13 protein-coding genes and 1 CRISPR repeat array are annotated in these 20,943 nt (G+C 54.7%); of the genes, 4 read left to right on the forward strand and 9 right to left on the reverse strand.

The window, feature by feature from the left end; genetic code table 11:
* Positions 1–208 precede the first annotated feature (208 nt).
* From QME84_09395 to QME84_09410, 4 genes are all read left to right on the forward strand, one after another.
* On the forward strand, positions 209–1,672 hold the full coding sequence (locus tag QME84_09395) for a hypothetical protein (protein MDI6874476.1): 1,464 nt from the start codon (positions 209–211) through the stop codon (positions 1,670–1,672).
* Positions 1,673–1,919: 247 nt separating this feature from the next.
* Positions 1,920–3,044, forward strand: coding sequence for a 2-hydroxyacyl-CoA dehydratase family protein (locus tag QME84_09400; protein MDI6874477.1), 1,125 nt, complete (start codon positions 1,920–1,922; stop codon positions 3,042–3,044).
* Positions 3,045–3,376: 332 nt separating this feature from the next.
* Positions 3,377–4,792: a 2-hydroxyacyl-CoA dehydratase family protein gene (locus QME84_09405; protein MDI6874478.1), complete on the forward strand. Its 1,416-nt coding sequence runs from the start codon at positions 3,377–3,379 to the stop codon at positions 4,790–4,792.
* Positions 4,793–4,871: 79 nt separating this feature from the next.
* Entirely contained in the window at positions 4,872–5,696 is an 825-nt protein-coding gene (locus QME84_09410) for a 4Fe-4S binding protein (protein MDI6874479.1), read from the forward strand.
* A gap of 91 nt (positions 5,697–5,787) precedes the next feature.
* On the opposite strand, the gene QME84_09415 is transcribed toward QME84_09410, so the two are convergent.
* The 9 genes from QME84_09415 to cas3 form a co-directional block, all read right to left on the reverse strand.
* Positions 5,788–9,228, reverse strand: coding sequence for a metallophosphoesterase (locus QME84_09415; protein MDI6874480.1), 3,441 nt, complete (start codon positions 9,226–9,228; stop codon positions 5,788–5,790).
* Positions 9,229–10,086: 858 nt separating this feature from the next.
* A CRISPR array of direct repeats spans positions 10,087–12,479; the repeat unit is 37 nt; unit sequence GCTTCAATGCTTGTTTTCCTGGCTCTATCGATGCAAC.
* An 82-nt stretch (positions 12,480–12,561) separates the two neighbouring features.
* Positions 12,562–13,167, reverse strand: coding sequence for a CRISPR-associated protein Cas4 (gene cas4, locus QME84_09420; GenBank protein MDI6874481.1), 606 nt, complete (start codon positions 13,165–13,167; stop codon positions 12,562–12,564).
* Positions 13,164–13,472 (reverse strand): CRISPR-associated endonuclease Cas2, encoded by a 309-nt coding sequence (cas2, locus tag QME84_09425; GenBank protein ID MDI6874482.1) that lies wholly within the window; start codon positions 13,470–13,472, stop codon positions 13,164–13,166. The genes cas4 and cas2 overlap by 4 nt, the downstream gene beginning before the upstream one ends.
* Positions 13,473–14,483 (reverse strand): CRISPR-associated endonuclease Cas1, encoded by a 1,011-nt coding sequence (cas1, locus tag QME84_09430; GenBank protein ID MDI6874483.1) that lies wholly within the window; start codon positions 14,481–14,483, stop codon positions 13,473–13,475.
* Positions 14,471–15,145, reverse strand: a complete 675-nt coding sequence (locus tag QME84_09435) for a CRISPR-associated endonuclease Cas6 (GenBank protein MDI6874484.1) — start codon at positions 15,143–15,145, stop codon at positions 14,471–14,473. The genes cas1 and QME84_09435 overlap by 13 nt, the downstream gene beginning before the upstream one ends.
* Before the next feature lies 1 nt (position 15,146).
* On the reverse strand, positions 15,147–15,827 hold the full coding sequence (locus QME84_09440) for a hypothetical protein (GenBank protein MDI6874485.1): 681 nt from the start codon (positions 15,825–15,827) through the stop codon (positions 15,147–15,149).
* Position 15,828: 1 nt separating this feature from the next.
* The gene (gene cas7d, locus QME84_09445; protein ID MDI6874486.1) at positions 15,829–16,644 is read right to left on the reverse strand and encodes a type I-D CRISPR-associated protein Cas7/Csc2; all 816 of its coding nucleotides are present in this window, start codon (positions 16,642–16,644) and stop codon (positions 15,829–15,831) included.
* A 21-nt stretch (positions 16,645–16,665) separates the two neighbouring features.
* Complete coding sequence (locus QME84_09450) at positions 16,666–19,269, reverse strand: hypothetical protein (GenBank protein ID MDI6874487.1); 2,604 nt, start codon at positions 19,267–19,269, stop codon at positions 16,666–16,668.
* On the reverse strand, positions 19,262–20,833 hold the full coding sequence (cas3, locus tag QME84_09455) for a type I-D CRISPR-associated helicase Cas3' (protein MDI6874488.1): 1,572 nt from the start codon (positions 20,831–20,833) through the stop codon (positions 19,262–19,264). Before cas3 ends, QME84_09450 begins: the two co-directional genes overlap by 8 nt.
* Positions 20,834–20,943: the final 110 nt, after the last annotated feature.

Below are 20,943 nucleotides of genomic sequence, written 5' to 3' on the forward strand. Positions count from 1 at the left end.
CCCTCCTCGAGTGGGGTCACCCTGCCGGCCCGGGCGGGGGCGCGCAGCGTTCCGGGGGACATGGGACCGGGCGGTCCATGGGTTCCCAGGCCCGCAGGGAAGGACGGGGCGCCACGTGGCCGGCGGGAAACGGAAGACCCCAGCGGAGGGAAACGATGAGGGCATCCGGGTCGATGCCGGGGAGACTTCGAGCGGCGAGGTGGTTTACATGAGTGACGTCAACGGGGGACGGAAGGTGAAGGTGGAGGACCTGCGGGAGGTTCTCGCGGGCATCCTGGAAACTATTGGCAGTAAGGACCCGCGGGAACTGAGTCGCGAACTCCTGGACGGGGAAGGCCGCCTTTCCGAGACCCTCCTGGAGTCCCTGCCCTTGCTGACCCAGACCTTCCTGGAGGCGGCCAGGATAGTGCTGGAGAGGATGGAGAGCCTCCCTCCCGAGAAGACGGCGCGCATCCTGGCCCGGGCCTTCCCGGGGGCGGAGGGCGACCTGGCGGGCGAGCTCCTGAATTCGCTTTCCCGCCTCCTCATCCGCCTCCACGAGGAGCGACCCGAGCTTTTGGTGGAGGAGCAGGTGGACTTCTTCTCCCGGACCACGCGGGCGGTGGACTTCGGGAAGCTGCGCAAGGCCCTCGCCTACCGGGCATCGGACCGCCTGGAGGGGCTGCGGCGGGAGATCGAGGTCCTGGGGGACAACCCGGTAGCCCTGGTCAACCTCTTCAGCGTGGTGGCCCCGGCCGCCAACCAGGCCCTGCAGGTGCTCAAGACCCTCTTCCGTGTGCTGGACCTTCCCGCGGAGGCCATGAGCTACGCCCTCTTCAACATCCTGGAGGACGTGGACTGGAGGGAGGCCGCCGAGGTGATAAACGGCGGCGCCGCCTTCGTGGTCAACCTGCACCGCGGCAGCTACATCCTGGGGGACGGGAGCCTCTACTCCACGGCCCCCTTCTCCCGTATCGCCTCCGACCTTGCCTCGGGGATAGACAAGCCCCTCCTGGCCGAGGCCCTGGCCGCCCTGGGTGAGGAGGGGGAGGCCCTGGTATCCTCCCTGGCCGAGCGGGCGCTGGGAGACGTCGAGCTGGCCTCCTCCCTGCTGGAGGCCGCCGCCTCCCTAGCCAATTCCTTCCTCCGCGTCCTCTCCAACCTCCTGGAAAACATCGCCTCCTTGCCGCCGGAGTCGCGTTCCCGGCTGCGGGAGGCCCTGGTGAGCAACCTGGACGCGGAGGAGCTCACCCGCCTCTCCCGTGCCCTAGCCGAACTCCTGCGCGGACCGCTCCTCTCGGAAAGGGCGGGGCGGACCGCGTCCGAGGGGGCACCCTCTCTCCCCTGGAAGGAGATCTCCGGGCCCCTGCGCGCTGGGCTGCGGGAGAGGTTGGAGGCGCAGGTCCTGGCCCGGAGGCTCAACGAGGCCCTGCGCGCCCTCAACCGCCGCCTCCGGGAACAACCCACCGCCGGCGAGGGGTACGCGGGAGTCGTCCTGGATGCGCTCGACCGCTCCGAGCTGGAGGAGCTCCTGCGGACGGCGGGCTCGCGCCTGCGCAAGACCCTGGCCGCCAGGCCGGAGCTGGCGCGCACCCTAGTCCGGGGAATAACCACCATAATCTACCAGGGTTTCCGGGGCTACCTGTCCGGCCTGCGCCCGGCGCGTAAGTCCCGCAGGAGGTGGGCGGAATGAGATCATATTTCATCTTTCCAGTGCGACATATCAGGCGCGACCGGCACCCAAGGGAGGCACAACGACTCCAACTTCGTCACCCGGTGAAGGGTGGCCGGCGAAACGCGCAGGCAAAACCCTTCGTACCGGTGGTAAGCTCTCACGGGGCACTCTTCGCCGTAGACCTCGCATCGAGGCCCGCATGGATGCACTCCGGTCATCCGACCGATACGGGTGAACCGAACAGCCTTAAGGGGAGGTGATAAGGATGGCCGTTTCCGGAACCGCCCTGGAGACGAGGGAGATCTACGACCCCTACGTCCGGGAGTGGAAGGAGAGAGGTGGCCGGGTAGTGGGCTACTCCTGCCTAGCTACCCCGGTTGAGCTCATCGAAGCCGCCGGGCTGTTGCCCTTTCGCATCAAGGCCCTGGGCAACCCCCGGACCGACCTGGCCGACGGGGAGATGTCCCTCTTCAACTGCTCCTTCTGCCGCTCTTGCCTGCAGCTGGCCCTGGACGGCACCTACAACTTTTTAGACGGCCTAATTGAGACCAACGGGTGCGACCACCTGCGGGCCATGTTCGAGAACTGGCAGCACAACAAGAACCTCCCCTTCTTCCACTACCTCAAGGTGCCCCACTTCTTCCGCGACGATTCCCTGGACTACTTCCGGGGGGAGCTGGAGCTGCTCCGCGAGCACCTGGCCTCTCACTTTTCCGCCCAGGTAGATGACGAAGCGCTGAGGAAAGCCATAGAGGACTGGAACCTGGTGCGGGAGAGGTGGCGGGAGCTATGCGCGCTGCGGGAGCTACCGGAGCCCAAGGTCACCGGGAGCGAGGCCCTCTCCCTGGAGCTGGCCGGCTCCCGCATGACGGGGAGGGATTTCGCTTCCCTCCTCTCCTCCTTCATCGAGGAGAGGAAGCGCGACCCCGGGAGAAAAGCCAAGGCCCGCCTCATGCTCTGCGGCCCGGCCACCGACGAGGTGGCCTGGATCCAGGAGATCGAGGAGATGGGGGCAGTGGTGGTGGCCGACGCCCTATGCTTCGGCTCTCGGGCCTTCCTGCACCGGCCGGGAACCGCCGGCAACCCCTTGGACGAGTTGGCGGAGGGCTATCTCACCAGCATCTTCTGCCCCCGCATGTACAAGGAATACGACAAACGCCGGAGCCACGTCCTGGAGACGGCGGAGAGGGCCGGGGTGGACGGAGCCATCTACCTCTACAACAAGTTCTGCGACCTGCACGGCACGGACTCTGTACTGGTGCGGCGTGACCTGGAAAAATCCGGCATCCCGGTGCTGGTCCTGGAGAAGGAGTACAGCGCCGCCGCCGACCTGGGGCGGATAAAGACGCGCGTGCAGGCCTTCCTGGAGAGGATAGGAAGAAGTGTGTGATGTCTGGCGTGGCGGCTCAAGACCGGATATACGGCGGAGGAGAGCATGGGAAAAGGGGCTGCCTTCTCCTCTCCCATGCCGGCGAGGAGGGAGTCCCTTGGATTTGAGGAATCCGGGCGGGGAACCGAGCGGAGGCGAGGGGCGAGGGAAGGGGACCGCCATCTCGCTCCCGCTGGGCATGGGGGAGGGAGCCCGAGGAAGAAAGGCTTGGGGAGGAAAGCCGGGCGGAGGCGAGCGGTGATCGGGAGGCACCGCCCTCCCGCTAAGCATAAGCGATGGGAACCGGTGGGCGCAGAGATCTACGGAAGGACGCCAAGCGGAGGTGAGCGGTGATGGAGAAGGGCTTCGTCATGCGACCGGGGGAGAACGGCTTCGAGCGTGCCGTGGGCATCCTGGAGATGATCTACAAAGTGGGCGAGGACGTGAGCGACGAGGCCGTGGAGGGACTAGCCAATTTCGTCTTCCCGGAGCTCAGAAACACCGCCCTGGGGCTCCTGGAGCTCCCCGCCAACCGGGGGCTGGAGATCTTCTTCTTCAAGAAGGTGCTGGAGATCCTGTGGGAGGCGCAGCGGGCGCAGGCGGAGGGGAAAAAACTCATCTTCATCCCCTTCACCTTCCCCCCGGAGCTCTTCTGGGCCTTCGACTCCCTCTTCCCCCTGTGCACGGAGATCGTCTCCGGGCTCATCGTCAACATCTGCTACGGCCAGGGGGAGCGCTTCTGGGACTACGCCATGAGCCTGGGGCTCCCCGACTCCATGTGCTCCGGGAACACCATCGGCATCGCCTCCCTCCTGGCCGGGCCGGGGCTCAAGCCCGACGCCATCGTCTACAACACGCCCGGCAGCTGCAACCCCAACGCCAAGATACATGCCTTCGCCGCCGATTACTTGGGCATCCCCCAGTTCATCCTTGAAAAGCCGGTGGACGAGTCACCCCGAGGTCGCGAGCAGTATTTCCGGTACCTTTTACGCTTCGTGCGTGAGCTCGAGGAGTGGACGGGGGAGGAACTCCGGGAGGACCGGCTGCGCGAGGTCATGCAGCGGGCCTACCGCGCCGTAGAGCTCTACAACGAATACTGGGAGCTGAAGAAGGCCCGCCCCTGCCCGGTGCCCAACATCTTCAGCATGACCCTGCTGGTCCTGCGCAGCCAGATGTGGGGCCGGGAGGAGGCCGTGGAGGTGCTGCAGCGCATGGTGGATATCTCCAAGGAGAGGCTGCGGAAAGGGGAGTACACGGCTCCCGAGGAGGTGGCCCGCATCTACATAAGCTATATCTATTGGCTCTTCGACTTCTACAATTACTTCACCTGGATGGAGAAGCGGGGCATCTCCATCCTGGGGGACATCCTGGCTATCCACTACTTCCCGCCCATCGACTACTCCTCCAAGGAGAGCATGTTGCGGGCCTACGCGGACATCGCCTTCGACTATCCCATGACCCGCCAGATGGGCGGGGAATCCATCTCCCTGCGCTGGGTGGACGACATCTGCTACGCCGTGCAGGACCTGGGGGCGGACGCCTGCGTCTTCGGGGGGGTGCACGCTTGCAAGCACACCCTGGGTACCATCTCCTTCTTCCGGCGCGAGCTCCTGAAGCGGCTGGGCATCCCCACCCTGGTCCTCGTGGGCGACGTATTCGACAAGCGGCAGACGCCCATGGAGATCTTCCAGCGGGAGGTGGAGACCTTCGTGGACCAGGTGGTGGCGCGCAAGAAGGCGGGCCGGCGGAGGAAGAGCGCCCAAACCTGAGTATGGAGTGCACTTCCCGGAATCCGATTTTGGAAGCAGGCACCTCCCGTTTCCATGACCTCCGAGAGGGGAGTTCGCGATGGCGAAAAAATTGATTCCCAGGAACTGGAAAACGTTCCTCAAGGTGGCGGCGGTCTGGCAGCCGGTCACCGACTTCTGGGCTCGTACCACCGCTTGGCCGGTGGTGGGGAGGCTGACGGGGTGGATAGTAAACCGCAACCACTATGACGTCACCTTCGTCCCCGTCAACCAGGAGCTGGAGGAGGGCTCCACGGTGGTTCCCCGCCAGGCGGTGGAGGAGATCATCCGCCGCTCCTGCCACCGGGTGATACTTCCCTTGTGCCTCTGCCGCGTGGGCTGCCGGTGCCAGGACTATCCCATGGAGATAGGCTGCATCTTTATGGGGGAGGGAGCCAGGCAGATAGACGAGAGCATCGGAAGGGCGGTCTCCGTGGAGGAGGCCCTGGCCCACGTGGAGAGGGCGGTGTCGGCGGGACTGGTCCTCCAGATCGGACGCGTGGACCCCGACCCCTTCATGCTGGGGGTGAGGATGAAGGACTGGGGGCGTTTTCTTACCCTCTGCTTCTGCTGCCCCTGTTGCTGCATCGCCATGCGCAACATCCACAGCTGGGACCCGGATATGAGAAGCAGGATGCACCGCCTGGAGGGACTGCGCATCGAGGTCACCGAGGAGTGCAACGGCTGCGGTAAGTGCATGAAGGCCTGCTTCACCGGGGCCATCCGCCTGGAGGACAAGCGCGCCATCATCGGGGAGGAGTGTAAGGGCTGCGGCATATGCGTCTCGGTGTGCCCCAGGAAGGCGGTGAGGATAGAGGTGACCGACGGCGACCTGATGCTTAACGAGTTCCTCCGCCGCGTGGTAAGCTACGCAGACGTAAGCTGAACGGGGTCATATCTTCAATCTTCGGTTCATCAATGATAATTTTTCCCAACTAAGCGTTACGACCGAAGATGTGACCCTAACTCGGGAGCGCTTAGAAACCAGCGAAGCCCTTCTCCACGTGCCCCCCGTTCATCCCAGGCCGGAACTGGAAATAAATCGGGCGCTCCGCCATCACCGGGAGGTTCGCCCGTAGCGAGATGCTCAGATCGCCCTTGTAGGGACAATTCTCGTTGACCCATATGGTGTAGCGGGAGGCGGGGTCGATCTCGTGCCTCACTACTACCGGATCCCCCTTGCCGGGGATGTAGGTAATATCGACCTGGACACGTTCCCCATGGGGGTTCTGGATTACCAACCATTCCTCGAATTGACTCCCGGTGTGGCCCTCGGCGAAATACCATTCACGGGAGGGGAAGGGCGCCCCCGAGGTCACATCTCCTCCTTCCCACTTATCCTTGTAGGAAAAATACATGGGCCTTTCCGCGAAGAAGAGGTCCGTGGAGGAAAGGAATACCGATACATCCTTTTCCGTGCCCACCTCGTAGGGCACGAAGACGGTGAACCTCCTTCCTCCTTCCACGCGATACGCTTTGGTCACGTTGTCTCCCTGTCCCTTGCCCAACTGGTACACGGCGTTGATGGTGATGGGATGAGAATTGGGATTCTGCAGGGTCAGCCATTCCTCGAAACCTCTCCGGGTGGTTCCCTCCGCCAGATAGTAAGAGGAGTAGAGCATGGTTTCCCCCATCAAGCAGTGGCCTCCCCTCCAATCCCGATAAGAGAGGCCGGAATAACGGAAATACATGGGACGCTCCGCCACCACCGGCTGATCGGATTCCAATTTCAGGGAACACTGGTAATTGGGACCGAGCAGATCGTTTATTAAGTAGGAACCGCGCGTGTGAGGCGGCAGGGGATCGGTGGTCCTCACGATTTCTCCTTTCTCCTGGGTCTGGAAACGGAAGGTCAGGTTGCAGGGACTATCACCGGGGTTGAGCACGCATATCCACTCTTCGAAACCCGGTCCCGTGTAGCCTTCCGCGAAATACCATGTCCGACTCGGGGCGCTGGCGCCCAAAACGTCATGGCCTCCGCCCCATCTACCGCCATAAAGGAAGTACATGGGCCTTTCGCATACCACCGCGGGGCTGGATGAAGAAACCACGGCGGAAACTTCCTTCCCGCCCCCCACCTCCTCGTTAACGTTCACAGTCGACCTGCTCTTCGCGGGTAATAGATAGGTCTTGACCAACGATGGTCCTTGGGAAAAGTGATAATCTATCTCCACCTCCAGGTCAGCGTCCCCGGTGTTTCCCAAGCAGATGTACTCCTGGAATCCCTCGCCGGTGTACCCCTCTGCAAAGTACCACTTGTAGATTTTTTCCTCTCCCTCTCCGGCGACGTACATGATGGAGTCGCTGACCATCTCCGACTCGTGCCCCGGAACGGTGAAGTCGCGAAACTTCACGAAGACCCGTCGCGGCCCGTCTGGGCCTTCCAGGAGCTTCCATTCCCTTTTTGTCCTGAAAGGCTCCCACACCCCATCCCGGAAATCAGGATAGTTGGAGATCATCATGTCTCTCACCCCCGATTCCGGGTCATCGGCGCCGAGGGTCAGGGAAACCTCCAGGGACGAGGTGCGCTCGGCCCCCTCCTCTATCCGGACCCACCCACTGGGCGGAGTTGTATCCGCCGCCGGTTCAAGGGTGATCCGTGCGGTGGTGGAGGGAAGCGCCTGAAAACGGACGTAGTAGTTCACCCATGAGGCATTTTCGGGGGGTTGGGACATGTACCAGCTGTCGGCACCGCTCACGCGATAGTAAGAGTTCTCGCCCGGGACGGGCATGTGAAATTCGACGTACGCACTGGTAAAGGCCTTCTGCAGGTGATTGGAGACCATGCACTGCACGGTAGTCTCCTTTTTCCCCCAATCCTCGCCGTTGGAAAAGACACAACTGATGGCGGGATCATAGAGGTTGTCCAAGTTGGTGGTTCCTCCTACGTTGACCCCATCGTAATAGGGGTAGGACCACTTCGGCAACAGGTAATTATAGGAGACAATGGCGTTGTTCTGGATCTCCACCAGCCGGTAACCTGGATAGTCCTCGCTTTCCCCGCTGATAGGTTGAAGGCAGGTGGTATTGGCATAAATGGTCGCCCCACCGCCCTCGCTCCAATCCATGGTGACGACGCGATCGTGGTGCTCGTGACCCGAGAGATACATATGCACCCGGTAATCCGCGGCCAGCTGGAGCAAGGCCCTCCTCCCCTCTCCCCTACCGCCCGTCTCGTAAATGAACAAGTTCTCGTCCTTCCAGGCCTCGATGGTAGCCGGGTCGTGATGGCTGCACATAAAGCGGAGGCGTGCATTCTGATGGGCGGCCAAGTCATCCCTTATCCATCCCAATTGATTCCCATAATTTGCCGGAGGAGGAGCGGAGCTGTCGTCAAATTTGTCCCCTCCGGAAAGCGCTTGACCCTGCCACTTTCCGGGTTCCAACACGGGTACGATGGAGTACCACCATTGTTTGTACAAGGTACGATCCGCCTGGGCCCAGTCCATGGTGTTGATCATGGTGAAATGGGAGTCGCCGTAGTCGAAGGAGTAAAAGAGGGGCCCGTAATTGCGCACCCACCAATTATAACCGTCGTCAACCGTGTCATAATAGCCGTCGTGGTTTCCGATGATCATGAAGGTTGGAACTTCCAGGCGGAGAAATTCCTCGTATGCCCAGTTGTATTCGTACTCGTATTCCGTATCCCCGCTTCGCTCCGGCGGGGGAGGAGGAGGCCAATCCTCGGGCATGTACCTCTGTCCATACACGGTGTCTCCCGTGATGACAACGAAATCGGGATGGATGAGGTTTATTTGGTCTATGGCCTTCTTGAGATACACAGCGTTTCTTATCTCGCGATCGTGGGAGGAGGAGGTGGGATATTCGATATCGAAGACGTGCACGTCCGTAATCTGGATGAAGGAATAACTATCCTTAAGCTCCTCCACCACGCTCACCGCATGGGGCTGGAAATCAGTGATGGTCTGCTGATCAGCCCGCACGGAAACATGGAGGTCATAAAGGTCCGAGGGGACGGAGCAGGGAACCTCGACCGTCACCTTGTAAACCTCGTACACCCTTCGCCCGGAACCTTGTGGCCAGCGATCGCTGGTTCCGTAGGTTACCCCCAGGACGGGGAGATCCGCGGTGAATGGAGTGAAATCGTTACAGGCTCTCAGGGTAGCTTTCCAGTCTCCGATGCTCGCCGGCAAAGATTTCGTGGGGTCGTCCATGCGAAAATCGAACTCCAAGGTAAAGGTGCCACCTCGGGGCACGATCTGCGGAAATCCCAGGGTGGGGTAAACAAGGCGCGTGATATGAGAGGTGACTTCCGCCTTCGCCTCCTCCATGTGAAATGGAAGGAGCGGGGAGGGGAACCCGGCGAAAAACAAGATGAAGACGAGGAGCAACGTGGTCATGAGAAAAGTTTTCTTCGCCGTGAGGAAAAGGTGGATGCGGGGAGTTTTTGCCTCCATGGTTGTGACCTCCCTACCGTCCTCTGCAGCACTTTGTCCAGCGATTTTCGCCTCCACAATAAATTTTATGGACGGGCTACAACTCTTGTAAAGGAGGCCAAGCTAAAGTATATCAGCGCATGCCCGGAACCAGCATACTGGGCTTCCGAGGGTTCGATACATGTAAAGGGAGACAAGCTGAGGTATAAGTTTGCCTCACCTCCAACTCGCCTTGTTAGTAGGTGTGACTCATGTAAAGGGATTTACGATACAGCCCCTATACTGCTAAGATTTAAGCTCTTAACGTCTCCTATGACGGCCTTTGAAAATTGTACATATTGTACATATCCGGGAAGGGAAAACCATTTCAGATACGCAACCAGGAGATGCAATCCACAGTCCGGACCATCCAAGAGGCCTTTCGGCCATCGCATTAAGGTAAACGGGCGTTGATCCGCAAAGGTTGGGCTTTGCTGGTCGGCGGTTCCGGATGGGACTTTTTGTTTCCGCCGACCGGCGCAAAACCCAAAGCCCTTTTTCACTCAACTCCGGCCAACCCTGCGAATTACCATTCGTTCCCTATAACCTCCGGCAAACCCCTTTTCTTTGCACGGCAGCAGGCTCCACACCCTATGCATCAGCATTATCTTGCAGGGCACGGGCCACGCTCCTTTGCAGATGAAGGAATTAAATTCCCTCACCATGGCTGGGATGGTAAGATGTCGGCGAGCCACATGAACCCGTTCTACCCCCGCACACCCCATGCCCGTGGATTGGCAGCGATTACCATTATGAAAGGGCGACTGCCATTCCAATTTTTTCGGCTCTTCGTTAAATGCTTTGGGTAACTCCAACTTAACAAAGGATAACCCTTCTGATAGCGTCAAGGAATTTTTCCTGACTCCATTAATGCAATCATTCTGGACTTCGCGATATCGACGATGGTTTCCAGCTTCAATGCTTGTTTTCCTGGCTCTATCGATGCAACCTTTTAAGATCCCATCCCTGTTGTAAAATTCCTATGCGGCTTCAATGCTTGTTTTCCTGGCTCTATCGATGCAACAAACAATATTTTCATGTCTTAAAGACTAATTTTCCGCAGCTTCAATGCTTGTTTTCCTGGCTCTATCGATGCAACCGGGGATGCAAGCTAGTCCTGCATCCGCGCGGATGGCTAGCTTCAATGCTTGTTTTCCTGGCTCTATCGATGCAACCTATCGAATATCCGATCATGGACGTGGCCCATTAGATGCTTCAATGCTTGTTTTCCTGGCTCTATCGATGCAACTCGGCGCCGGGCTCGTTATCGGCAACCAGGAGATAGCTTCAATGCTTGTTTTCCTGGCTCTATCGATGCAACTGTGTTCGTCCAGCTTCAAGAATCAGGGGCTATAGAAGCTTCAATGCTTGTTTTCCTGGCTCTATCGATGCAACACGGTTGATTGGCTTGTATTGCCAAAATATGGAGGGCTTCAATGCTTGTTTTCCTGGCTCTATCGATGCAACACCTTGCGCGGTCGCTCGGTAATTAGTTATGCGCGAGGCTTCAATGCTTGTTTTCCTGGCTCTATCGATGCAACAAGCGCGATCAGGCCAAGCTAGTCTTCGATGCGGCGCTTCAATGCTTGTTTTCCTGGCTCTATCGATGCAACATGATCCCTGGTCAGCGCACCAAATGGCACAAGAATTAGCTTCAATGCTTGTTTTCCTGGCTCTATCGATGCAACATCTGTATTTGTGTGTCTTCAAAATGTTTTAGGTGATGCTTCAATGCTTGTTTTCCTGGCTCTATCGATGCAACCATTTGCACTTGCGTAGTTCCAAGCCCCCTAATAGGCTTCAATGCTTGTTTTCCTGGCTCTATCGATGCAACCTGGAAAATCATGACATCGTGTGTTGCCGAGACCATGCTTCAATGCTTGTTTTCCTGGCTCTATCGATGCAACCTTGGGAGAAAGCCAATCCAAATTATGGCATATCCATGCTTCAATGCTTGTTTTCCTGGCTCTATCGATGCAACCAACAATGGAAAAAAAGGAATTTTATGAAGAGGCCAAGCTTCAATGCTTGTTTTCCTGGCTCTATCGATGCAACCTGATCAAGGAGATGCGCGAGGTTCTGGACGCTGCGGAGCTTCAATGCTTGTTTTCCTGGCTCTATCGATGCAACCAGCTTCCGCCGCAGCCAGCCGGGGATCTCGACATAGCTTCAATGCTTGTTTTCCTGGCTCTATCGATGCAACTTATGTGCCATTGCCGCCATAATATACTCGGATAGCGGCTTCAATGCTTGTTTTCCTGGCTCTATCGATGCAACTTTCCCTAGCGACAAGTATGAGTTGTCGGAAAACTGCTTCAATGCTTGTTTTCCTGGCTCTATCGATGCAACCCCAAAATTTGGCTTTTGTAGACCCTTTCCCAGTACCAGCTTCAATGCTTGTTTTCCTGGCTCTATCGATGCAACATTTCGGATCACCTCCAAGCATCTCAAGGAATTAAGGCTTCAATGCTTGTTTTCCTGGCTCTATCGATGCAACACGCAACGTGGATCCTCGTGGCACCGAGGAATATCGGCTTCAATGCTTGTTTTCCTGGCTCTATCGATGCAACACGAGATAAGGAAAGGGGAGCATAAATGGCAATTTGGATGCTTCAATGCTTGTTTTCCTGGCTCTATCGATGCAACTGGTGCTACCTTCACACAAAAGACTGTTCGCGCCCATGCTTCAATGCTTGTTTTCCTGGCTCTATCGATGCAACCGGCCTCAAGTTCATTAACTTACATATTCCCACTAAAGCTTCAATGCTTGTTTTCCTGGCTCTATCGATGCAACACGGGTGTGAGTGCATGATAGCGCCCGGTTAAAGAAGCTTCAATGCTTGTTTTCCTGGCTCTATCGATGCAACGTCCCAGCTCGAGTTCCGGGACCTGGCGTACTCGATGCTTCAATGCTTGTTTTCCTGGCTCTATCGATGCAACTCACGGGGCACGAGGTGAAGGAACCTATCCCCCTCATGCTTCAATGCTTGTTTTCCTGGCTCTATCGATGCAACTTTCTTCCTGGGTTCCCCGCAGACGCAGTAGCTGGGCTTCAATGCTTGTTTTCCTGGCTCTATCGATGCAACGCCCCGACTGGTCAGCGGACATGCCAAAGGCACCGAGCTTCAATGCTTGTTTTCCTGGCTCTATCGATGCAACCGGAATATGAATGCACGGTCTATGAGGGCTCTAATATGCTTCAATGCTTGTTTTCCTGGCTCTATCGATGCAACAGCTAAAGAATAGATGAAAAATAAAAGGTTTTTATGGGTTGAATATTGTGAAAAATATGGTGTTTCGCATTTTGGAGAAAATTTAGGAAGATCCACCATAACCTGCACATATCTTACGATAACAGCAATCCGTGCAACAGCGCCATGACATGGGCTTTCCCAACACTATTTCTTTTTCAAGGACCAAGTTCATCTCATTAATAATGGATTCCACGTAATTTTTATTTTCAATGCTAACTATGACCCTCTGTGTCAAACCGTCTTTAAGATAATGAATGTATCCCATATTCACATCACAACCTATCTCGTCACTTAACATGATCGTATAGCAGGTTAATTGAATCAAGTGGTTTTTTCTTGGCTTACCCCTGGGGGTCCATGCGTCTTTCAACTCGAGTGGAGCCGGTCGCATCCCCGGAAAAATCAAATAATCACACTTTCCCGCCAACATGAGCCTGTTTGACCTGACCAATCTTTGCCTAATGGATATTGCTCCTTTTATCCCTCCTATGCCCCTTTCTGGATGTTTCCTGACTTTTTTCTCAAAGACTTCTTGTTTTCTGATTCCTTCCTCAGTTTTTATGGTCTTAGCCTGTGGTATTCGGAGTACATACCAATTGAACGTAATCCAAGGACAATAGATATGGTTCAGAACATCCGACACATACCAGTAACCCTCCCTATTCATGCCAACCTGTACCTCTCCTTACTTTTATCGGGGAACCTTCTTTTATGGCCCAGCAACATTTTCCTTATAAAACATGTCTCGCACATGGGAAGTATGTAAATTGCATCATATTCATTTACGTCATAGGTTTCTTTATCTTGAAGAAGGTTGGTCATCTCAATCTCCAACATTTCTATACGATTCTGACTAAGGTCGCCCGCGAAACAGCTCTTTTGGACTCTTCTTAAGCCTAAATCCTTTAACTTACGGGCTACCCGGCTACGAAAACGATTATCACTTATGTCGTAGATGGTTAAGACCTTCATTCAATTCCACCTGTAAACAAATCCGCCTATCTTTTGAGTTTCTCCAAGCAAGAAGTTGGCAACTTCCCTAATACTTAAAAGGATAATATCCTGCATTTTCACCTTTCTTCCCTTGTAACTGATCTTGGTGTCTAATCTTTCGTATAGTTTCTCAAGCAACTTCTTTCGTCCTTTGTCGCCTAGATATACGCCTCCCCCATCCTCCAGCCTTAAGAAATCATCATCGTTGAAAGACCTCCTGGTAAAGAGGGTGGTTACGACTCGGTCTACAATTGGCTGGCGAAAGGGCTCCATCATATCCAGCACTAGAGAAGGTTTGCCAAACCTGTCGGTGTGTAAGAAACCGAGAAAAGGATCCAGGCCCGCCAATATGCATGCCCTCTCCACTTTCCCGTAAAGAACCCCATATCCATATGAAAGCGCGGCATTCACTGGGTCTCTAGGCGGCCTCTTCTCACGACCGAAAAAGCCGTATTCCGGAGGGATAATCATGGTTAAAGCCTGGATATATAAACGGGAACAACCACCTTCCAGGGCAAAGATGTCATTTCTAACGGCATCGATGGAATCAGCTTTCCAATAAGCCGATTTGGCTTTCTTCAATATCTCGTCGCTGATTGCTTGCACTTCCCCGATAGATCGTTCCTTGTTCAAGGCCTTAAGAAAATACGCCTGGTTCAAACACTTTGCCCTGACCATGGCTCCGGCAACCAATACTCCTCTGCGATCGTAGAGTGCTTCCATCTGCCTCCTACGAGTCAAGGCCGTACCGCCGAATTTGCAGGGCCATATCCTGGAGATGGGATCCCCGAACCTCGAAACACATACAATATCCACGTTCTTTTCTGCTGCGAGCGCGATGGCATCCGTGGAAATGTGCGTTCCCACGCTCATGATCACCTGAACCACATCGTCGGCACATATTTCCTCAACCTCTGATCCACGCTTGACCAGAAAGCAATTTCCTCGTTTACGCACTGTCGTGCCAAAGGTGTCAATTATGAGGTCCAATTTCCGGTCTCCTTTGCCACCGTGCCAAAGCCGAGGGAAACATGCCTCCCAAGGCCAATGAGAGGCGGCAACTCCAGGTTTGCCTCAAAGACACCGTCGAAGCCACGGGCGACGAGATGGTGACCTGGAATTTCGACTTTGAGGATATCCAGCATCGTTCTTATCCTCACCTGGAAATCAATCATTATTCCCAGTGACTTCGCCATGGATAAAATGTTGCCTATCAATATGCCTCTAAGGAGCTCCTTCTTTTTAGACCAGCTTTTTTCTTCCCAGTACTTATTTAGATTTTCTTTGTTCAGGGCCAGCCAAGGGGTGAGAAAATAGTACTGTTGTGGCTCTGACTCACCCAATGAGGAACTGCCCTCCTTAATGGTTATTCTCTGGATTACAGCCGGGCCTAGCCTGACCCCCCCTTCACTCGTATGAATATAGATTTCTCGAACTTCCTCAACCCCATCTTCTATGCCGAAAATCAGGGGAAGCCCCTCAATGATCTTGTACTGAATCAGGGGATATTGAAAAACCGGTTTGCCCTGCACGGGATCGTGCTGATGAAGAAGGGGATTGTCGGGAAAAGCGGCATTTACCCAACGCCTGAGAGCGCCCGAGTCAGGGCAGAGCCCTCGAAGGTCCTCGAGTACTATATAGGCCCAGCGCACGCTATTCATCGCCACTCAACAAAAAATCTGGCGCGGCAACGTAATATGTGCCCTCGTCGAACCTCACGACCAAGCAGTCCTCCAAATATGCCTTGACCACCAACGGGTACGGTAAAATAGGAACCAGCACACCTTTTTTCACCTTGGTTACAAGGGGATCCACGGGATGGTCGACAACGTGCTTTTCATGCCTCGAAACCACTTCCCCCCTGGTCAGGCCCAAACGAGTGGGTATTCGGAATCTTCCAAGCCTGATGCGAGATGGAAATTCACGCCGTTTACTACTGATAATGAAACCTTTGAAAACAGTCCCTGGAGGGAGCATGGATACTCTGCTTACTCTAAGGACTTCCCCTCCCTTTCCGGTAATGTACCCATAACCCTCACCATCTCCTTTTACCAGGAAAGTTGAAAGCTTGGCGCGAGACATGTTATCTAAACCTGCCGCCGTGGCGTAGAAGCCGGCCTTAGGAATAAGAGACGATTTATAGGCGGGCACATTCCGGCCGCCATCCGACCTCATCAAGTACGGTTGCTCCTCAGGGATAATGTTCATGACGTAGGCCAAGGCATAATTCATGGCCGTGGCATGCAGCCACCGTGGAGTAACCGTCCCGGCGACAGCCTCTTGGGCGTAAAACAGGAAATCCTGCAGCTCCACGAAGTAGCGGTAAACCTCCATTTCAATCACCCGAAGCTTTGACGCTTTTCACCAGCTTATCCATCTCAGATTGGAGTTTCTTAAATGATTTCCCTACGTCCGGAAGGTTCAGTTTCAAGGGTGACACCTTGGAAAGTTCGTCCTCCCGCAAGAGCTCGTACGCTGCGTACTTCTCGCGGTCGAATATTCCTCCGCCCAAAATATCCATTTTGCATCTACCCCACTCGATGCTGCGTGCTCCGATGCGAGTCAGCCTTTCTATTCCGTCCACCAGGAGTGCCGCCATCTCCGGCGTGGGGTCTTTCAGGGTGATCACTCCGATGAACTCGGTATCCGCGGGAACGGTTATCAGGGTCATAAGAGCCTGTCCAGTGGTATGCTTCACTTCCCCAACAGCGTTGGCTGTGTAATTCCAGGGTTCCACGCCCCTATTCCTGGATATGAAGGTCTCGCCGAGAACCCTGGACATTAGATTGTAGTCCACCTTGGCGGTACTGGTCTCCCCCGTCCCACCGAAAAGAAGGCACGTGGGACAGGCCATGCAAAGCGATTCCTTCAGGAAACAATCCACCCCGTAGCCGAGGTCGCGTCCCCTCTCGGCAACCAGCCTTCTCAGCTTGGCCTTTACTTTTCTCCATGGAATGATGAAGCGTTCTCCAAGCGGTTCCTCGTAGGTGAAGGTCAATACCTCCTCCGGCTCGTTGGACCGGATGATTGCGGGATCCAACAGCTTGATCGAGGTCACCAATTGCAGGTAACGGGCGCGCGGCAGCTTGGAAACGTCGGTGTAGAAGTCAACAGACATCTCGGCACCTCCTCCTTCCATCCACTCCTTCATGCATTCACAACACCCTGTCCGTCAGCCTTCAACCAGCACGGAGTCTAAATCCTTGTACCTCGTGAAGGCGAAAATGGCGTTCATGAGCGCGTTTTTCGCCTTCAGAAAATCGGAGAAGCTGGATTGACGAAGCTGGTAATACCTTTCAAAGATTTCCTTTGACCGGCGCACAAAATCATCTAGCTCCCTTCGATCCTCCTTGGCAATCTTGTTTGACAGCTGGGCCATGAACGCGGATATGGCCACATCAAAATCATGACCCCTCATCATGGCGTTAAGCGCGGCCATGACCGGCTTTGTCGCTTTGTGCTTGGTAAGGTTTTGCCAGAATTCCCCTTTCTCCTCGGGTTCCACGCAGAATCTGTTAATGTTTCTGGCGAAGAAAGCCGCGTCCCGCAGAAGTTCTCCCATGGTAATCTCTCCTCCTTTCAGAAGTGGACGGTCTGACCGCATTAGCGCTTGAAAGTAGAATTTCAGCTGTTCCTCAGTTAACAGAGGGCGATTGTTTTCATCCGTCTCAACGGCACGAGATATCGCCAGGCTAGGTTGGTTGGCAATGATGTCTGCGGCTATGCAATATTGATTCTTCTTTTCCCGAGGGAAGGTTTTGGACAGCAGCATAATCGAAACGGCGTCGAAAAAACTCTCCTTAGTGGAAATTCTTTGCTCGCCAAAGAGACCGTACCTGAACTCCAAATCGTTAGTAAGGCAAACGTTGAAACCTATGAGCCGGAGAATGTCATAAAGGGCAGCGTAAACAGCGCGTTGATTCTTCACCGAGAATCCCTTGCCGGCGACTTGCCCGAGGTAACCGAAGAGGCCGAATGGCGTGTGCAGGAATTTAGTGGGCGTTTCAAGGTCCTTTTCGAGATCAGCTGCATTCTTGGTAAGCGGAAGCTTGAAATGCTCCGGAAGGGGGAGGTTAAAATTCTCGCTCAAGGGCATCATTTTACTCAAGGAGCGCGGGTTGTTAAGGCTTGAGTTTATCCTTTTGATGGCTTCCTCCAGGCGAGCACCCATTTCGAGATCCACCCTGGACGTTATCCACATAGTTATCGAATGGTTGTTTGGGCGCACCTCATTACGAATCAAGGCGATATCATATGCGCAGAGATGGCAAACGGCGCGGGGTTTCTTGGGATGAGCTTTGATGTAGGAAAAACACTGAATGGCTCCAGCTGGCGCTTCCGTACCTGGTTTCTGGGTGAAAGCCGAGCCGCACATCTCGCAAACGCCCTTATCCGGATCGGGATTCTTCTTATACCTCTTATAGGCCTGGAATCTTTCGGCTGCAATTTGCGCGAAATCAGCTTCCACCGGGAAGGAAACCAGGGTCGCAATCTCCTGCAGTCTTTTCTCCTTCTGAGAATCACCCCCGTTCACGTTTTCGGCAAGGGCAAGTAAAACACCAAAGAGTTCCTTCTGCTTCATCTTGCTAAGCGTCTTGTCGACATATGGAGATATCAACTGCTTCTGCTCCTTATCAAGTGCATCCAATACTTTTCCGGGTAAAAGCTGGGATAGGGTCAGATGGCCGAAAAGGGTGTTCAGCGATTCCAGGCGATTCAGCTTTCCGTTATCCTGTTTAGGAAGCTCGATGCCCGTTTTCTTTTCCCACTCCCGGCCAGCCTTAGGTATGCCGCTCACCCCAGTCGTAAGGCCATGAACCACGTTCAGGGCCCACGGGTTCTCCCGGCCACCTGGTCCATACCCCAAAAGGCTCAATATTTCTGCGTAAAGCTTGAAAAAGGCCGGCGCCCTCAAGTCGGCTTTCGATAAATCCTCGAGAATCTGGTTGCTGTGCACGGTCAGATATGAATGGGGCATCTCGGCGCAGGCGCCGATGAGTAAGTTCTTCGTTCCGTAGTTGGGTTTAATGTTCACCAAGCTATCCCTGCTTATCCTTTCGTAAGCACGCCTGGCGATGATTTCCTTGGTCGGATATTCGACGCCCCCAGCTTTGGCGACAATGGCCGCGTTCGGGAAAAGGACCAGCCGCCTGTAACCCAATTCCTCAAATGCCGCCAGCGCTTCAGAGGCGATGATCGAAGTCGAGGGTCCGGGTTCTCTCCCTACCTCGAAGTAGGTGAAATACAAAAGGGGGTGAGGGGAGCCGGGAATGAGAAACATGGTATTAAGGCGTTCCAGAGTGTCGGGGTCAATCTCTTCCATGGAGGCCAGCCAATCACTCACCCGAAGGAGCAGTACGCCGGAAGCGGAATAGGCGGTTGAGTTCCTTATCACATCCTCGTCGGTGACGCTGTGATGAGTAACGGCCATATCGTAGGCTGCCTTTATCTCCTTCTTACTCGCCGGCCTCCGCAGGCCTCGCGCCTTCTCGATATAAGCCTCAATCTCATCATAAGCAGGTTTGTGTACCACGCGAGAGGTGGAAACCGCCCCTCGGAGGACCTTTTGTGCTTGAGGTCGCATCTTTCCCAGGTCATGGGTAAGACAGGCCAGCTGGAGTGGATTCACAAGGTCTTCCGGGAAAGCGGGCAGGAGCTCCAGGATGCGCATGCAAACCTTATAAACCGTATAATGGTGCACCCAGAGTTGTTCTCCGCTAGATTTGGCCAGGTAACCGACCTGAGGCTTGAGAAAGGCCCTGAGATTATCAATCATGGCCTACCTCCATCTGAAAATAGAAGGTCTCTCCGTTTTCCAATCGGATCACGCATTCATCCTCGGTGGATTCAAGGGAACTGATGGGGACATAATTTTTCCGAAACCCCCTGGCCCTCAGTATTCCCATCACTGGGAACAAGGATAGATGTAGCAATGTGTCATCTATCTCAGTTCTTCGGATACCCATTTCTTCTAGAATTTTTTGAAGCTCAAGTTTATCCGAAACGTAGTCGTCCCATTCCATTATCTCATACATGGAAAAGATGCCCGGGCCGTAGAAATAGGGCTTTCCCTTCATGTCGATGAGTAAAAAGGAGGGCGCGTCCCCCCTGAAAAGCTCGCCGCTTATCCAGTCCGACCTGGGATCAGGCAGGTACTCCTTAAGGATATTTTCAAACGCAGAACGGGAAATCTCCACCTCCCGGGGCCTGTAAGGCTCAAAGCTGCGATCGCTTAGAAGCAGAACTTGCCCCGGGCGCCTCCTTCCCACTCGACCCAGCCTCTGAATGGCGGTGGTCCAGCTGCTGCCCTCAAATACCAGGGAGGCGAAGTCCATGTCTATTCCCACCTCAACGGATGAAGTCCCCAGTACCACCGTATTGTGTGCAAGTTCGAGGTTATCCTTTCTCAACCCGTCATAGCGAGAGAAGCTAATGCTTGGGAATTCCTCCTTAAGCTCCGGTTCCACCTGCATCAGGCGGAAGATGGAATCGAATATCACCGCAGCGGGTTTAGGAAGGTCCTTTATGCATGCTTTCAAGACATCGAGCATCACCTCATAGCTACGATAATTGGCTTCATGGATTTCGACCTCCAAGGGGTAATTGAACGTGCGTTTCCCGCAGCATCCCTCTTCTTGCTCCTGGAAACTGATCTCTACCTGCTCGCCCGGAAATTCAAACATCAAATCCTCGCGCATGAAGGGCGTGGCGGACATCAACACCACCTTAGAAACGAAACCTTTACCCAGTTTCTCGAGCAACTTGTAAAAGTTCTTCAAGTCGCAGTAGCAGTGGAATTCATCAAAAAATACGACGGATTTAGTTAGGTCTTCTTTCAAACGTTTACTGTGTTTATACTTGTCGGAATATACCAGCCACAGAACATCAGGCGTGGTTAAAACGATGCTCTTACCCGAAAGCATCGGAGTCAGACGGAATAACCGGTCTAGCAGTCCACCCCGAGGACCGGAGAAGCTTTCCTTGTTTATCCTCGCCAAGTCAAGAATCGACTGTGACGTATATTCGATAAGGGAAAAATCGTATCTTTTTCTCTTGTCAATCGTTTTCCTCGGCCAATGGTATACATCCGCACCTTCAGAGATCTTCCCAGCCTGGGCGTTAACCAGAATGGTGGTTGGGAAGGTAGCGATTATCGGTCCTTCATAATATTCAAGGGCCTTTCGGATAACGGTCGTTTTTCCGACGCCAACGGGTGCTTCCACTTTGATCATCCCTACACCGGGATCGAGTAGGGCCTCTATAAGCTGCTCCTGAAAGCGATGAAGGATTCCATACCTCGTCTGATATAGAGCGGCGTCTCTGCCCATTACCTTCAGCACACTCCACCTCCCAGCCGGAATACGACTACTATTCCTGCCAGGAAATTGGCTCATGAGAAAGATATTTAATCCTCCTTTATTATAGCTAAAATTATAGCTAAATCTTTTAA

The sequence above is a fragment of the Actinomycetota bacterium genome (assembly GCA_030019255.1).
In the GTDB taxonomy this organism is placed as follows: Bacteria; Actinomycetota; Geothermincolia; order Geothermincolales; family RBG-13-55-18; genus Solincola_A.

Bases quoted from the DNA above. Each gene is read 5' to 3' on its own strand.
- QME84_09405 (MDI6874478.1), top strand. From the start codon at position 3,377: ATGGAGAAGGGCTTCGTCATGCGACCGGGGGAGAACGGCTTCGAGCGT.
- QME84_09410 (MDI6874479.1), top strand. From the start codon at position 4,872: ATGGCGAAAAAATTGATTCCCAGGAACTGGAAAACGTTCCTCAAGGTG.
- cas4 (MDI6874481.1), bottom strand. From the start codon at position 13,167: ATGAATAGGGAGGGTTACTGGTATGTGTCGGATGTTCTGAACCATATC.
- QME84_09395 (MDI6874476.1), top strand. From the start codon at position 209: ATGAGTGACGTCAACGGGGGACGGAAGGTGAAGGTGGAGGACCTGCGG.
- QME84_09450 (MDI6874487.1), bottom strand. From the start codon at position 19,269: ATGATTGATAATCTCAGGGCCTTTCTCAAGCCTCAGGTCGGTTACCTG.
- QME84_09415 (MDI6874480.1), bottom strand. From the start codon at position 9,228: ATGGAGGCAAAAACTCCCCGCATCCACCTTTTCCTCACGGCGAAGAAA.
- cas2 (MDI6874482.1), bottom strand. From the start codon at position 13,472: ATGAAGGTCTTAACCATCTACGACATAAGTGATAATCGTTTTCGTAGC.
- QME84_09400 (MDI6874477.1), top strand. From the start codon at position 1,920: ATGGCCGTTTCCGGAACCGCCCTGGAGACGAGGGAGATCTACGACCCC.
- cas7d (MDI6874486.1), bottom strand. From the start codon at position 16,644: ATGAAGGAGTGGATGGAAGGAGGAGGTGCCGAGATGTCTGTTGACTTC.
- QME84_09440 (MDI6874485.1), bottom strand. From the start codon at position 15,827: ATGGAGGTTTACCGCTACTTCGTGGAGCTGCAGGATTTCCTGTTTTAC.